Genomic DNA, 14,794 nt, shown 5'->3' with positions numbered 1-14,794 from the left:
ATTTTCCATAAACGGCAATAAGTTTTATTGTATTTTTGTGCCCGCAAATTGTTTGGAACGTAAGAATGAAGAAATTAACATCCGAAATACCGCCGCACTATCATCTGCATACACTGCCCAACGGGTTGCGCATCATCCACGAGCCCTCCCTGTCGAAGGTGGCATACTGCGGCTTTGCGGTAGATGCCGGCACGCGCGACGAGCTTGAAAACGAGCAGGGTATGGCGCATTTCGTAGAGCACCTTATTTTTAAGGGAACCGCGAAACGCAAGGCGTGGCATATCCTGAACCGCATGGAAAACGTGGGCGGCGACCTGAACGCTTACACCAACAAGGAAGAAACCGTGATTTACTCCGCCTTCCTTACCGAACACTTCGGACGAGCCTTCGAACTGCTGGCGGATATTGTATTCCATTCCACCTTTCCGCAGCGTGAAATCGAGAAGGAAACGGAGGTCATCATAGACGAGATACAGTCCTACGAAGATAATCCCTCCGAGCTGATTTTCGATGATTTCGAGGATTTAATCTTCCGGGGGCATCCCCTGGGGCGTAATATCCTCGGCAATCCGGAGCAGTTGAAGAAGTTCCGCAGCGGGGACGCCGCCGCCTTTACCGCCCGCTTCTACCACCCCGGCAACATGGTTTTCTTCGTCCTGGGCAATGTGGATTTCAGGCAAGTGGTGCGTTGGGCGGAGAAGCTGTTGGCGGATATTCCCGCCGTGGCGGTGGATAACCGCCGTACGCCGCCTCCTTTGTATGTCCCCGGGAACCTGGTTCTACACAAGGACACCCACCAGGCGCATGTCATGATAGGCAGCCGCGGCTACAATGCCTACGAGGACAAGCGCACGGCGCTTTACCTGCTCAATAACGTTCTGGGCGGACCGGGCATGAACAGCCGGCTCAACGTGTCCCTGCGCGAGCGCCGCGGGTTGGTGTATAACGTAGAGTCCAACCTGACCTCCTATACCGATACCGGGACGTTCTGCATTTATTTCGGTTGCGACCCCGAGGATGCCGCCCTCTGTACCCGTCTGGTGCATAAGGAGCTGAAACGCCTGCGCGATGTCAAGATGACCTCCTCCCAGCTTGCCGCCGCCAAGAAGCAGCTTATCGGGCAGATAGGCGTGGCGTCGGACAACAACGAGAACAATGCGCTCGGCATGGCGAAGACTTTCCTGCATTACGGCAAATACGAAACTTCCGAGGCGGTGTTCCGCCGTATCGAACAGCTTACCCCCGAAATCCTGCTGGAAGTGGCGAACGAGATGTTTGCGGAAGATTACCTCTCTACGCTTATTTACGCCCGGTAACCCCTTCCTCTATCCGGTAGCCTTCTCCATTGTCCGGTAGCTTCTTTATCCGGTAGCCTCCTCCTTTATCCGCTAACCTCCCTCCGCTGCATAAACCAGATACCGCGGCAGGGAGTATTATGCCGCTTCTCCGCAGGTTTTAATTCGTTAGACGGCTGTTGCCCTTCCGTTAGACAGCCGTTGCCGTTTCGTTAGACAACTGTCTAACGAAAGAATGACAGTTGTCTAACGAATTCTTCCAGGCAACTCTGCCGCTTGTTTTTAGGATAGCCCGCGGCTAAAGACGCCTTACGTCCGCTTATCTTCTTCGGGGCGTTCCAGCCGCTTCCGGCTGAACTCGCATCCGCAATACAGTTGGTTGTAGAAGCCGTACTCCTTGAGGAGCTGGTTGCGGCGGTCTTGCAGCCCGCCTTTCCGCCAGTTCTGCTCCCAGAACACCGTTCCGGGATAAAGGGCTGCCGCCCGCCGTCCCGCCTCGTTTATCTGGTCGAGGCTTTTCCAGCGCGACGATGCCAGGGTGGTGGTGAAAACGGAGAAACCGTGTCCGGCGGCATAGCGTGCCGTCTCCGTCAGACGCAGAGTGAAGCATTGCAGGCAGCGGCTGCCGCGCTCCGGTTCGTTTTCCAACCCCTGTACCGCATTCCGCCAACGGGTGTAGTCGTAATCGGCGTCGATGAAATCGAGGTTTTGGGACGTTACGAAACGGATAGCTTCCTGCTTCCTTATCTCGTATTCTTCTTGCGGATAGATGTTGGGGTTGCAGTAGAACACAGTAGGCCGGATGCCGTTTGCCAGCATACATTCTATGATAGCAGAGGAGCAGGGAGCGCAGCAGGAGTGCAGTAAAACCCTGTTTTCACCGTTGGGAGCCTGAATTTTCAGCATATGGACGATTACGTTAAACTTTCAGTTTTATCTTGCCTTTCACTAACAGTCCCGTCAACTGCACGATGATAAGCGAGAAAACGAGCGATTTGAGCAGTCCCGGCACACCGCCGCCCAGCACTTCCGGGTAAGTCCAGCCCGATAGCTGCTGGACGGCGTATGCTATGTAAGGAAGGATGTAGCAGGTAAGCGTTGCCGTGCCTGCGGGTTTGATAAGGCGGAACCGTCCGGCTTGCCCCTTTACATCCGTCAGCCAGTAAAAGAAGCCGAATAGCGGGAAGAAGGCGGCGAGGCAGTAAAACAGCCAGGTCGGGGTGGCCTGTATCTTGGAGATAATCCAGTACGGGTGCGAAACCAGTGCGAGTACCAGCATACCGGCGCCGAGGATGCAGAGCATGCCGATGAACTTGCCGGGGTGCTCGCGGTCGGCATAGCGTTGCATCAGCAGGGAAGTGAGCAGCCCCGACATGCCGAATGCGTGCAGCGTCCAGTCGCTCGGGATGAAGGGCAGCAGTACGACACGGCTGCCGTACTCCTCCGGGATAAGGCCGGAATGGGCGGTTACGGCGAGGACGATTACCGCGAACCATACGGCTGCATTTTTGCGCAGGCTCTCGCGGGTAAACAGGTAGATGCCGGCGCATACGGCATACGTCCAGCCGATAAGCCCGAGGATGCCCCACCAGCCTGTATGGAACGGCTTGCCGTGGATATCCTTATAGATTACCAGAGCGGCAAGCAGCACCACGCCCGCCACTTTCATTGCGGTGAAAAGGGCTTTTTTAGTCCCTTCGGCATTGGGATATACTCCCCAGGTAAGGAAGAAACCGGCTACCATGAGGATAGTGAACCAGGCGTGCGGAAGCCCGCCTTCGATGCCGCCGCTGTTGAGCGAGAACAGCCCCATTGCAACGAGTGCCACCGTGCGCCGGGATATGTGTGCGATAACCTGCACGGTGCTGTCTCCCTTTTGGTAGCGGCTCTGTATGGCAAGGGGCACGGACATGCCCATGCAGAACAGGAAGGCGGGGAATATGGTGTCGGAGAATCCTAACATATCCTCGTCGGCGCCGGCGTGCATCAGCCAGTGGGGTATGTCTTTCAACCCGGGGATGTCGTTCACGAATAACATGAGGAACATGGTAAGTGCGCGGAACACATCGACTGCGGCTATCCGTTGGGGTGCTGGGCTTTTCATAACGCTATGCTTGGGGGTTAGGGGAGGAATCGCCTTATTCGAACAACGATTTGGCGATTCCCATTTCCAGTCCTCTTAGTTCTGCCAGCCCTCTGAGGCGGCCGATGCAGGAGTAGCCCGGATTGGTTTTCTTCTTCAGGTCGTCCACCATTTGATGTCCGTGGTCGGGGCGCATCGGAATGGAGACTTTGCGGCGCTGTTGCAGCTCGAGGAAGGCTTTCATTACGTGGTACATGTCTACGTTGCCTTCCAGGTGGTTGGCTTCGTAGAAGTTACCTTCTTCGTCGCGTTGCGTACTGCGCAGGTGTACGAAGTTAATGCGGTCGCCGAACTGCTTCATCAGGGCGGCGCAGTCATTGGCGCTGCTTACGCCCAGCGAGCCGGTGCACAGGCACAGGCCGTTGCTCTTATTGGGAACGGCGTCGATTAAAGCCTGGAAATCGGCTCCGCAGCTCATGATGCGCGGCAGGCCGAGGATAGAGCAGGGCGGGTCGTCCGGGTGGATTACCAGCTCGACGCCGGCTTGGTCGGCAACGGGGCATATTTCGCTGAGGAAGTAAATCAGGTTGGAGCGGAGCTTTTCGGGGGTGATGTCCTTATAGCGGTCGAGCTCTTTCTGGAACTGCTCCAGCGTGAAGCTCTCCTCCGAACCGGGCAGGCCGGCAATCATATTGCGTACAAGCTGCTGCTTGTCGTCGTCCGTCATCTGTTCGAAGCGGGCTTTGGCCTTGGCCTTTTCCTCGTCGGTATAGTCGGCTTCCGCACCGGGACGTTTCAGCAGGAAGAGGTCGAAGGCGATGAAGGCGGCACGCTCGAAGCGCAGGGCGCGGCTGCCGTCGGGCAGTTCGTAGGCAAGGTCGGTGCGCGTCCAGTCCAGTACGGGCATGAAGTTGTACGTAACGATGTTTACGCCGCATTTGCCGAGGTTGCGGAGGCTTTCCTTATAGTTGTCTATGTAGCGCTGGAAGTCTCCGGTCTGGGTCTTGATATGCTCGTGTACGGGTACGCTCTCCACGACAGACCAGCGCAGCCCTACGGCTTCTATCATCTCCTTGCGTTTCATGATTTCTTCTACCGTCCACACCTCGCCGTTGGGGATGTGGTGCAGGGCGTTCACGATGCCGGTAGCTCCGGCCTGCTTGATGTCCCACAGGCTGACAGGGTCGTTGGGACCGTACCAGCGCCAGGTTTGTTCACAAAGTATCATAGTGTAATCGTATCGGTTTATGGGTTATACATGTGTTTTGTTTTCATTAAATGGAGAAGGCGTCGAAGCCGCCGTCTACTACCGAGAGTGCTCCGGTTACGAAGCTGGAAGCGTCGCTGATGAGGTAGTGGATAGTTCCGAACAGTTCTTCCGGTTCGGCGAAACGGCCGCACGGCGTATGGGCGATGATAGTCTTTGCGCGGTCTGTGTACGAGCCGTCGGGATTGGTGAGCAGGGCGCGGTTCTGGTTGGTCAGCAGGAAGCCCGGTACAATGGCGTTTACGCGGAGTTCGGGGCTGAATTTCGTGGCAAGCTCGGTTGCCATGTAGCGTGTGTAGTTGCCGATAGCGGCTTTGGCGGAGCCGTAGCCTACCACGCGTGTCAGCGGACGGAGGGCGGACTCGGAACAGAAGTTGACGATAGCGCCTTTCTTGTTCTTCGCCATGACATCTACGAATACCATGGTGGGGAGTACCGTGCCGAAGAGGTTCAGGTCTACCACTTTGCGGAATGCCTCCACATCCAGGTCGAGCACGGTTTTGTCCGGGGCAATGGTGGCGCCCGGCATATTGCCGCCTGCGGCGTTCAGCAGTACGTCGATAGTGCCGAAACGTTCGAGAATGGCTTTCTTGTTTTCTTCCAATATCGCTTTGTCCAGTACGTCGGTTACGAGGAACAGGGCTTCGGACTTCCGGTTGAGCTCGGCTTCCAGCTCTCTGCCGGCTTCTTCCATGCGGTCTAAGATTACGATTTTAGCTCCTTGCTCTGCCAGGTAGCCGGCGATGTTTTTCCCCAGGATGCCGCAACCGCCTGTAATGACGATTACTTTGCCTTTGATGTCGAATAAGTTTTTCATGATTTATTTGATTAGTTAATTAATATATGGATGTGTATTTCTTTTGGGTTTGTATTGCAAAGATAGGGAATTAATTATTTTTTTACTATCGAAAGCATATCGGAAATTATATGATTCGTATCAGGTGGCGGCGGGGCGGGCTTACCGGTTGCTTTGTTGCAATATCAGCAGGCTTTCCGGCCCCATGTTGAACAGTAAGTCGATGATGCTGAGGTTGGGCAGAAATCCGAGCCGTTCCCGGAATACCTGGTAGTAGGGCTGCGGAAAGAAATCGGGGTCTTCCAGGCGGAAGTCTTTTTTGGGGTGAATGCGCTCGCGGAAGTCTGCCTCGCCGGGGGCGAACTCCGTCTTGTATTCGGAGGTGCGTTCCATAACGGGCTGTATGTCTGCCAGCGAGCAGACCAAATGGCAGAGTTCTTCGTTGAAATCGGCAAGGAACTCGTATTTCTTTTCGTAGAAGGGGCGGAAGTCGTCCTTGTAGTATTCGAAGAAGGGCGTATGGTTGTAGGCGGATTCGATAGCGTTCCAGTGCAGGTGGCGCCAGTTGCCGTGGTCGGAGATGCGGATGTCGCGCACCGGGCATTTGGGTGTGCCGGGTTTGACTGTGGGAATGGAAAGGGCAAGCTCGCCGTCCGGCGCGGCAATGGTGCAGCGGTTGCGGTAGGTTTGCTTGGCATAGTGGTCGTGCTGTTCGATGTACACCCGGTCGTATGCCAGCAACTTGGTGTAGTACTCGACGGGCGCCAGGTAAGCGGAAGATAGGTAGACGGTCATTTTGATTGGGGATTTGGGATTAAAAATCGAAGGGGGAGGGGTTATCGTACTTTTTTCCACATCCGCTCCCGGCGGTAGCCGCTGAAAAGTCCTGTTCCCTGCTCTTTGGAGAACCATATCACGGCTGCCTTTCCGATGATGTGGTCTTTGGGTACGAGACCGAACAGGCGGGAGTCCGAGAGGTTGGTGGGGTTGTCGGCTCCCACCCAGTAATAGTCTTTCGTAAAGCAGCAGTACTGCGCGGGCTGTCCTTCTATGTATAATGTGTCGTTCTTGATTTCCGCCCGTTTCTTTTCGTGCAGTACCAGCGTATTACGCAGCAGGGCCATGTTCCAGGGATATACGCGCACGGCTTTTCCCTTGCCGGGGATAATGAGCGGTTTCAGCGCTTGGGCGGAGTCGGCGGGGTGGGCGGGCTGTATCCAGTTGCCGTTGCCTAAGGCTTGCTCCAGCAGGTAGTATTCGTATCTGCTGAAACTGCGCACGCTTTTCGCCGTGTCTTGCCCCAGCAGGGGGTTGGAGCGGATAGAAAGGATTGCAAGCAGCGAATCCAGTTGTTTTTCCTTTTGCCGGGGATACATGTAAAGGAATTTCTGGTCGGGGGCGTTCTTCTCCGAGGGGATTACGGCGAAAAGGGAGTCTACCAATAGCGTGTCTCCCGGCACTCCCAGGCAGCGGCCGATGAATACTTCTCTCCGGTCGGCGGTTGTCCGGGAGAGGTTGGCGGGGTTGTTGAACACGAGAATGTCGTCCTTGCGTACGGGCTTGTCTGCCCAGCGGCAGTAACCCCATAGGCGCATGAAGGGGAGCCGCAGCCCGTAGCTCCATTTGTTTACCAGGATGCGTTCGCCGCGGTACAGGGAGTTTTCCATGCCCGAAGAAGGAATCGAATAGGAGGTTGCAACACAGCCCCGGAGTAGTGCTATCGTGAGCACCACTCCTGTTACGGTAGCTGCAATCTGCCAGTTCCTTCTTCGCATCGGCCGCTAATCGTTAATCGTTATGCACCCATTTGAAGATTCGGTTCCAGCGGATTTTACCGTCGAACCAGCCGCGGTCTTTGTCCAGCGACAGCCATACGACGATAGGCTTGCCCACTACATGGTCTTCGGGAACGAAGCCCCAGTAACGGGAGTCGAGCGAGTTGTGGCGGTTGTCGCCCATCATCCAGTAGTAATCCAGCTTGAAGGTGTAGCTATCTGTCTTTTGCCCGTTGATGTAGATGCCGTCCGGTTTTTGTTCCAGCGTATTGCCTTCGTAGGCTGTGATGCAGCGTTCGTAAACCGGCAGGTTGTCTTTGGTCAGGGTTATGGTGGCGCCTTTTTCCGGTATCCAGATAGGGCCGTAGTTGTCCCGCGTCCATTTTGTATAGAGGTTTTGCGGGTACATCTGCCCTGAGAGGCTTTCCGGTTCCATGACGATGCGGCTTATCAGTTTCTTGTTGCCGGTGAGCGTGTCGTACATTTTCCGGGTGAGCGGCAGGTGGTAGACGGGAGTCAGCCTGCCCTGGGCGTCGCGGCGGTCTAACCCCATTTGCACGAGGCCTTCCTCGTAGCCGAAATCGTCGGTCATCAGTATCTGGTCGTCGTTGCTGATGCCCAGCTCGCGGAACATGTCCTCCGGTATGTACGGGCCGGTGGTCTGTACGAAGTAGTTGAGCTGCATCTCCTCCGGGTTCTTAATGGCTTTCCCGTCGATATAGACTTGGGTGTCCTTGATTTGCAGGGTGTCTCCCGGCAGGCCTACACAGCGTTTCACGTAGTTCTCGCGGCGGTCTACGGGGCGTACCACGACTTCGCCGTACATTTGCGGGTTGGTACGTATCAGGTTGCGGCCGGCATTGTAGTAGAGGTCGTAGACCGTGCGCTGCTGGTCACGGCTGAGGCTGTCCATATTGATTTTATTGGGGTATATGCGCTGTCCTTCCCGGTAGGCAAGGCTGTAAAAGTCTTCTTGCTGCCTGTTGAGTGCTACCGTGTCGCCGGCAGGGAAGTTGAATACTACGATGTCGTTCAGTTTCACTTTTCCGAAACCGGGTACGCGTTTGTATTTCCACTGCGGCCATTCGATGTACGATTTGGTGTTGAACACCGGCAGGGTGTGCTGTGCCAGCGGCATGGAGAGCGGCGTATTGGGTACGCGCGGCCCGTAGCTCATTTTGCTTACGTACAGGAAGTCGCCCACCAGCAATGATTTCTCCAGCGAGGACGACGGTATCTGGTAGTTCTGGAATATGTAGATGTTCACGAAGTAAACCGCTACCAGGGCGAATACAATGGCGTCTACCCAGCTCATGATGCTGCGTACTGCGGGGTTCTTGGATTTCTTCCAGAAGCCCCAGGGTATCTTCTTGCTGATGTAGATGTCGAATATGAAGGGAACGACAACCAGTCCCCACCAGCTTCTTACCCAGACGAGGAAAAGGAGGTAGAGCAGGGTGATGATACCGAACTTAATCCATTGGGCGCGTGTTGCTTTTCTCATAATGTGTCAGTCTTTTAAAAATGGAAATAAATCGCTCATGCCTAAGAAACCGTGCTTGCCGGCGGTGTATTCGGCAGCGAGTACGGCGCCTAAGGCGAAGCCGCTGCGGTTCTTGGCGTCGTGGGTAATGGTGATGCTGTCTGCCTCGGAGTCGTAGCGGATGCTGTGGATGCCCGGAACTTCTCCTTCGCGGACGGAGTTGACGGGCAGTTCGTCGGCGGCGCATCCGGCGGAGCCCGATACTGTTCCGTCCGGCGCCTGCAAAGTTCCTTTTACCCAGCGGCTCTTGCGGTCGAGGTTTTCTAGGATGCCTTCGGCAAGGGTAATGGCGGTTCCGCTCGGGGCGTCCAGCTTGTGTACGTGGTGCGTTTCGCTCATCGTTACGTCGTATGCGGGGAACTGGTTCATAATCTTTGCCAGGTATTTGTTGACGGCTGAGAAAATGGCTACTCCCAGGCTGAAGTTGGACGACCAGAACAGGGTTTTACCGCCTTCGGTGCAGAGTTTCCTTACTTCTTCGCCATGCTCCTCCAGCCAGCCCGTGCTGCCCGAAACCAGCTTGACGCCGGCTTTGAAGGCTTTCATGTAGTTGTTGTAGGCTACCATGGGATTCGTAAATTCTATGGCGACGTCGGCGCTCTTGAATGCGGCCGACTCGAAATCTTCCTGGTTGTCGATATCGATGATGCTGACAATTTCGTGTCCGCGGCTCAGGGCAATCTTCTCGATTTCCTTGCCCATTTTTCCGTAACCGATTAATGCTATTTTCATTGTTTATTTGGTTTTTATTCAGTTTATCAACGAACTATATGTCGCAAAGGTAATCTTTTTCTTACATTCGCGCACAACATTAACGTCTTGTTAACAATGGAACGATTGCTGCGTTACGTCCGGAAGTATAGGATATTTCCTTTGACACTGTTCCGGACGGCTTCCGGACAGCCGGTCGGGGTGATAGAGCCCGGCTTGCCGAATGCGGATGCAGGTTCCGGTTTCTTTAACGCAAAACTTCCGGCTTCTTTAACGCAAAACTGAAGATAGGCGGCGTGCTGCGGGTGGGCGGGGTTTGCCTTTCCGTGCGGTAGACAAGCACCGGGACAATCTTTTCCAGATGAAGGCATTCTTCTTGGGGCAGGCGGGGTTGTCCGTTTATACGGCGGCGGGTTCGCAGGTCTTGCTCCGGCTTCAAAGGGGATACTGCAACAGGAAGGAGTGTCTGTACTGCCGCTTCGGGCATGAATGCCTGAGGGGAGAATCCGCGCCTTGCGGGGAAAGGTTGTAACATTTTTAGACCTCTTCTGTACGATTTATGCTCCTCTTTTCTCCGAAAGTGGGTTTTCTTTGTAAGCGGTATAGATAACCTTAAATGAATAGACATGATGCAATTTAGTAAATGGACAATGGGAGTGGGGATGCTCCTCGGTACTTTGCTGCCGGCGGATGCGGAAGCCCAGGTAGTGAAGAATGAAAAACTGCTTTCTTTTGAAGACCGGCAGGTTCCGGCGTTTATCTCGGGAACGGGTTCCCGCCTGGATATCAGTGGAGAACATTATAAAGACGGTGTGCAGAGCCTGAGCTGGACGTTCGAGCCGGGCGCCGTGCTCTCTATCAAGAAGGATTTGGGGTTCGAGAAGAAGGACCCTACCGGGAAGGATACGTATCTTTCCGCTTTTATCGTATGGGTGTACAATGAGCAGGCGCAGGACAAGAAGATAAGGTTCGAGTTCCTGAAAGACGGAAAGAGGTGTACTTCTTTCCCGTTCGGCATCAATTTTACTGGCTGGCGTGCGGCGTGGGTGTGTTACGAACGCGATATGGAGGGTACGCCGGAGGAGGGAATGGACGAAATCCGTATTGTTGCCCCCGATGTCGAAGGCAAGCTGTTCCTGGACCATATCATACCCGCCAGCAAGGTGGATGCCCGCCAGCAGACTGCCGACGTGCAGGTTCCTTTCGTCAATAAGGGAACTACCAACCACTGGCTCGTTATCTACGAAAATTCTTTGCTGAAACCGGATATTGCCTTGACTCCCGTCAGCGAAGCGCAGAAGCAGGAAATGCAGATGATAGAGAAGCGTTTCAGGGATATGATTTACACGCCTTCCGAGTTTACGGACAAGGAGTTGAAGAGTATCCGTAAGAAATACGATTTCTACAAGATTACCTATAAGAATGGAAAGGTAAGCGGATTGCCTATTTTCATGGTTCGCCAGGCAGAGGCTTACGAGCGTATGATACCTCAGTGGGACAAGGATATGTTTACCAAGCTGGGCATGGAAATGAGCGAATACTTCAACCTGATGAAGCGCATCGCCATAGCTTACTACAATGTTCCGGATACTTCCGTTGCTGTGAAGGACGAGCTGAAACAGAAATTCCTTGCCTTGTACGACCATATCACCGACCAGGGTGTTGCCTACGGCAGTTGCTGGGGGAATATACACCACTATGGTTACAGCATGCGCGGTCTTTTCGTGTCTTATTTCCTTATGAAGGATGTGTTGCGCGAGGCGGGCAAGCTGGAAGATGCCGTGCGTACGCTGAACTGGTATGCCATTACCAACGAGGTATATCCTAAGCCTACGGTAACCGGTATCGACATAGATACCTTCAATACTAAACTGCAAGGGCGTATTGCCAGTATCCTGATAATGGAGGATACTCCGGAGAAGTTGCAATACCTGCGCTCTTTCTCCCGTTGGCTGGATTATGGTTGCCGCCCGGCATTGGGGCTGGCGGGTTCTTTCAAGAAAGACGGAGCCTGCTTTCATCACCGCAACAATTATCCTGCTTATGCGGTAGGTGGTCTGGACGGTGCTACAAGCACGATTTATCTGTTGAGCGGAACGGAGTTCAGGTTGTCCGAGCTGGCGCATGAAACAGTGAAGAATGTGTTGCTTACCATGCGTTTCTACTGCAACTTGAAACAATGGCCGCTTTCTATGTCCGGACGTCACCCCAACGGCAAAGGGGAGTTGATTCCTATCCAGTATGCTACTATGGCTATTGCCGGTACACCGGACGGCAAGCAGAAATACGATGCCGAAATGGCGGCTGCTTACCTGCGCCTGGTGGCTCACGCCGGTACGCCGGACAAGGATGCGCCCGATTATCTGCCGAAGGCTTCTACCCGGCAGGAACTGGAAATGAAGAAGTTGCTCGAGGCTCAGGGCTTCCGCCCCGAACCCGACCCGCAGGGTAACCTTGCCTTGGGTTACGGTTGTGTTTCCGTACAGCGCCGGGATAACTGGGCGGCTGTGGTGCGTGGGCATTCCCGTTATCTGTGGGCTGCGGAGCATTATCTTCCTGCCAATTTCTACGGCCGCTACCTGGCACACGGCAGTATGCAAATATTGACGGGAAAACCCGATGAAATGGTGACTTTTGCTACCGGCGGCTGGCAGGAGAACGGTTTCGACTGGAACCGTATTCCGGGTGTGACGAGTATTCATCTGCCTTTCGAGCAGTTGCGTGCCAGGGTGTTGAACGTGGATGTTTTCTCCGGTATGGAGGAGATGCTTTATTCCGACGAGGCGTTTGCCGGCGGATTATCCCAGGCGCGCCTGAACGGTAATTTCGGAATGAAGCTGCACGAGCACGACAAGTACAACGGCTCGCATCGCGCCCGCAAGTCTTTCCACTTCTTCGACGGTACGATTGTGTGTCTGGGTACGGATATCGAAAATACGAACGCGGAGTTTCCCACGGAGACGACGGTATTCCAGTTGGCGGCGGTTACTCCCGAAAACCGTGGATATTGGGATGCCTACAAGAGCGACGGACGGACTTATATCGACCCGAACGGGGTAGGGTATTATCTCTCCGAGGCTTCTATGGCGGATGCGAAATACGAGAAGAATTTCCCGCAGGTTACAGTAGGCGAACGTAGCACGAAGCCTACTTCGGGCGACTGGGTTTCTTTGACCTTGCAGCACGGCAAGGCTCCGAAGGGTGCTTCGTACGAATATGCCGTACTGCCTCATACGGATGCCGCCGCTTTGGAAGCGTTTGCAAAGAAGCCTGCTTATAAGGTGCTCCAGCAAGACCGTAACGCTCATATTGTCCGTTCTCTGACGGATAACCTCACTTCGTATGTTTTGTTCGAGACTCCGCAGGCGCTTCCCGCAGACGGTTTGTTGCAGAAGGCGGATACTTCCTGCCTGGTAATGATTCGTGAGGATAAGGAGAAGCTGCTGCTGACGGTTGCCCAACCGGATTTGGCACTGTACCGCGGTCCGAGCGACGAGGCTTTCGATAAGAACGGCAAACGGATTGAACGGAGTATTTACTCCCGTCCGTGGATTGATAACGATAGCGGGGAGATTCCTGTAACCGTTACGTTGAAGGGTTGCTGGCAGGTGGCGGAAACGCCGTACTGCAAGCTCGTTTCGGCGGATAAGAAGCAGACCGTGCTGCGTTTTACGTGCAGGGATGCGGCAAGTTTCGATGTGGAGTTATTGCGTAAGTAAATCTTAATATAACATTTTATCATGGAACTGAAGAATGCCATGTTGTGTGCAGCGGCCTTTGCTCCTTCCTTGCTGGGGGCAAAGGAGTTGCCGAACATCATTTATATCGTAACCGACCAGCAGACGGCTTCTGCCATGAGCTGCATGGGGAATACGGATTTGCATACTCCGAATATGGACCGCCTGGCACAAGCGGGGGTCTTGTTTCGAAATGCGTATTGTTCCGCTCCTTTGAGCGGGCCTTCCAGGGCGTCTATGTTTACGGGATATACTTCCCATGAAATCGGTCTTTCCCGGAACAATGTGCCTATGCCCGACTCTGTGCGTACCGCCAGTTTAGGGTGGCTGATGCAGCGTGCCGGTTACGAATGTGCCTACGCCGGGAAATGGCATGTACATACTCCTTCCATACCTGATAAGGAGTTTGGGTTTGCCGCCATTCATCCGCATAATGATAATGGGTTGGCCGAGGCTTCCGTCGCTTTCCTCGAACGGGAACATACCCGGCCTTTCTTTCTTGTGGTAAGCTTCGACAATCCTCATAATATCTGCGAATATGCGCGCAGCCAGAATCTGCCGTTCGGCAATTTGCCCGAGTTACCTCAGGATGAGTGGCCGGGATTGCCTGCGAACTTTGCCCGCAATCCTTATGATGCCGATGTGATAGGCTATGAGCAGGAATCGAATTATTCGGCTTATCCCACGCGCCATTATTCTCCCGATGACTGGCGCCGGTATCGTAGCCTCTATTTCCGCCTGGTGGAAAAGGTGGATGCCGAGATTGGCAAGGTTGTAGATGCTATCGACAGGCAGGGTTTGTGGAAGAACACGGTCGTTATCTTTACGAGCGACCACGGCGACGGTGTGGGAGCACATCATTGGAACCAGAAATCGGCTCTGTATGAAGAGGTGGTGAATATTCCCCTGATAGTGACCCTGCCCGGTAAGAAGAATGCCGGTAGGGAGATGCCCCAGCTTATTAACGAAGGGGTCGATTTCTTTGCCTCTGTATGCGACTGGGCGGGTATTTCCCTTCCCGAAGGTTTGCATGGCGTCTCCTTTAGGTCTTTAGCCGAGAATGCCGATACGGAGCAGGCACATCAGCCTTATGTGGTTACTGAGACTACCTTCGATAAAGGTGTTACCCGTGGCTGGGCTTTGCGTACTTCGCATTACAAGTATGTATTGTATGATAAGGGGCTTTATCGCGAACAGCTTTATGATATGGTGAATGACCGTGGAGAAATGCGGAATTTAGCCATAGAGAAGAAGTACCGGGAAATCCTTGTGCAACATCGTGCCTGGCTGAATGAATGGATGAAGCTGCATCGGGTGGCTCAGATACGTCCGGAGGTGCATCTGATTCCGGAAATGTGATTCTATCCTTATTTATAATCTATAAGCCATAACCAAGAATCCTCTTGTTTTAGCCGTAGTTTACTCTGTTGTACGGCTAAAGACAAGAGGATTCTTTCTTTTAAATATCAGTTTAGGGATATTCAGTAAATGTCCCTAAAAATCAAGATGGCATATGAAGATGATAGAGCATACTCACTTCATATGCCATTTTTATAGTCCTATTCCTGTAATTTCTCACACAATCTT

The 14,794-nt window shown here is 53.8% G+C and carries 13 protein-coding genes; 4 read left to right on the top strand and 9 right to left on the bottom strand.

The window, feature by feature from the left end; translation table 11 throughout:
• The first annotated feature begins 65 nt into the window (after positions 1–65).
• A complete protein-coding gene (locus C233_RS0100060) occupies positions 66–1,316 on the top strand; it encodes a M16 family metallopeptidase (protein ID WP_018665564.1) in 1,251 nt (416 codons plus the stop codon).
• A 288-nt stretch (positions 1,317–1,604) separates the two neighbouring features.
• On the opposite strand, the gene C233_RS0100055 is transcribed toward C233_RS0100060, so the two are convergent.
• From C233_RS0100055 to dapB, 8 genes are all read right to left on the bottom strand, one after another.
• Positions 1,605–2,201, bottom strand: coding sequence for an epoxyqueuosine reductase QueH (locus tag C233_RS0100055; RefSeq protein WP_018665563.1), 597 nt, complete (start codon positions 2,199–2,201; stop codon positions 1,605–1,607).
• Between the two features lie 13 nt (positions 2,202–2,214).
• Positions 2,215–3,399 (bottom strand): DUF5009 domain-containing protein, encoded by a 1,185-nt coding sequence (locus C233_RS0100050; RefSeq protein WP_026314674.1) that lies wholly within the window; start codon positions 3,397–3,399, stop codon positions 2,215–2,217.
• 34 nt (positions 3,400–3,433) lie between these two features.
• Positions 3,434–4,606 (bottom strand): mannonate dehydratase, encoded by a 1,173-nt coding sequence (gene uxuA, locus C233_RS0100045; RefSeq protein WP_018665561.1) that lies wholly within the window; start codon positions 4,604–4,606, stop codon positions 3,434–3,436.
• Positions 4,607–4,652: 46 nt separating this feature from the next.
• Positions 4,653–5,462: an SDR family oxidoreductase gene (locus tag C233_RS0100040; RefSeq protein WP_018665560.1), complete on the bottom strand. Its 810-nt coding sequence runs from the start codon at positions 5,460–5,462 to the stop codon at positions 4,653–4,655.
• A 141-nt stretch (positions 5,463–5,603) separates the two neighbouring features.
• Complete coding sequence (locus C233_RS0100035; RefSeq protein ID WP_018665557.1) at positions 5,604–6,236, bottom strand: WbqC family protein; 633 nt, start codon at positions 6,234–6,236, stop codon at positions 5,604–5,606.
• A 41-nt stretch (positions 6,237–6,277) separates the two neighbouring features.
• Positions 6,278–7,216, bottom strand: coding sequence for a S26 family signal peptidase (locus C233_RS0100030; protein WP_026314673.1), 939 nt, complete (start codon positions 7,214–7,216; stop codon positions 6,278–6,280).
• 13 nt (positions 7,217–7,229) lie between these two features.
• Complete coding sequence (locus C233_RS0100025; protein ID WP_018665553.1) at positions 7,230–8,720, bottom strand: S26 family signal peptidase; 1,491 nt, start codon at positions 8,718–8,720, stop codon at positions 7,230–7,232.
• A 6-nt stretch (positions 8,721–8,726) separates the two neighbouring features.
• Positions 8,727–9,491: a 4-hydroxy-tetrahydrodipicolinate reductase gene (gene dapB, locus C233_RS0100020; protein ID WP_018665552.1), complete on the bottom strand. Its 765-nt coding sequence runs from the start codon at positions 9,489–9,491 to the stop codon at positions 8,727–8,729.
• 96 nt (positions 9,492–9,587) lie between these two features.
• On the opposite strand from dapB, the gene C233_RS23970 reads away from it, so the two are divergent.
• A complete protein-coding gene (locus C233_RS23970; RefSeq protein ID WP_128081929.1) occupies positions 9,588–9,755 on the top strand; it encodes a DUF2851 family protein in 168 nt (55 codons plus the stop codon).
• On the opposite strand, the gene C233_RS25135 is transcribed toward C233_RS23970, so the two are convergent.
• Positions 9,718–10,005, bottom strand: a complete 288-nt coding sequence (locus C233_RS25135; RefSeq protein WP_025068879.1) for a hypothetical protein — start codon at positions 10,003–10,005, stop codon at positions 9,718–9,720. The two genes, C233_RS23970 and C233_RS25135, sit on opposite strands and share 38 nt — an antisense overlap.
• A gap of 91 nt (positions 10,006–10,096) precedes the next feature.
• On the opposite strand from C233_RS25135, the gene C233_RS0100010 reads away from it, so the two are divergent.
• Together C233_RS0100010 and C233_RS0100005 are read left to right on the top strand one after the other, a co-directional pair.
• Complete coding sequence (locus C233_RS0100010; protein WP_026314672.1) at positions 10,097–13,189, top strand: chondroitinase family polysaccharide lyase; 3,093 nt, start codon at positions 10,097–10,099, stop codon at positions 13,187–13,189.
• A gap of 21 nt (positions 13,190–13,210) precedes the next feature.
• A complete protein-coding gene (locus C233_RS0100005; RefSeq protein WP_018665549.1) occupies positions 13,211–14,566 on the top strand; it encodes a sulfatase family protein in 1,356 nt (451 codons plus the stop codon).
• Positions 14,567–14,794: the final 228 nt, after the last annotated feature.

Origin of the sequence: Bacteroides gallinarum DSM 18171 = JCM 13658 (assembly GCF_000374365.1) — a bacterium.
GTDB classification, from domain to species: domain Bacteria; phylum Bacteroidota; class Bacteroidia; order Bacteroidales; family Bacteroidaceae; genus Bacteroides; species Bacteroides gallinarum.
This window is presented reverse-complemented; position numbering and strand designations above follow the sequence as displayed.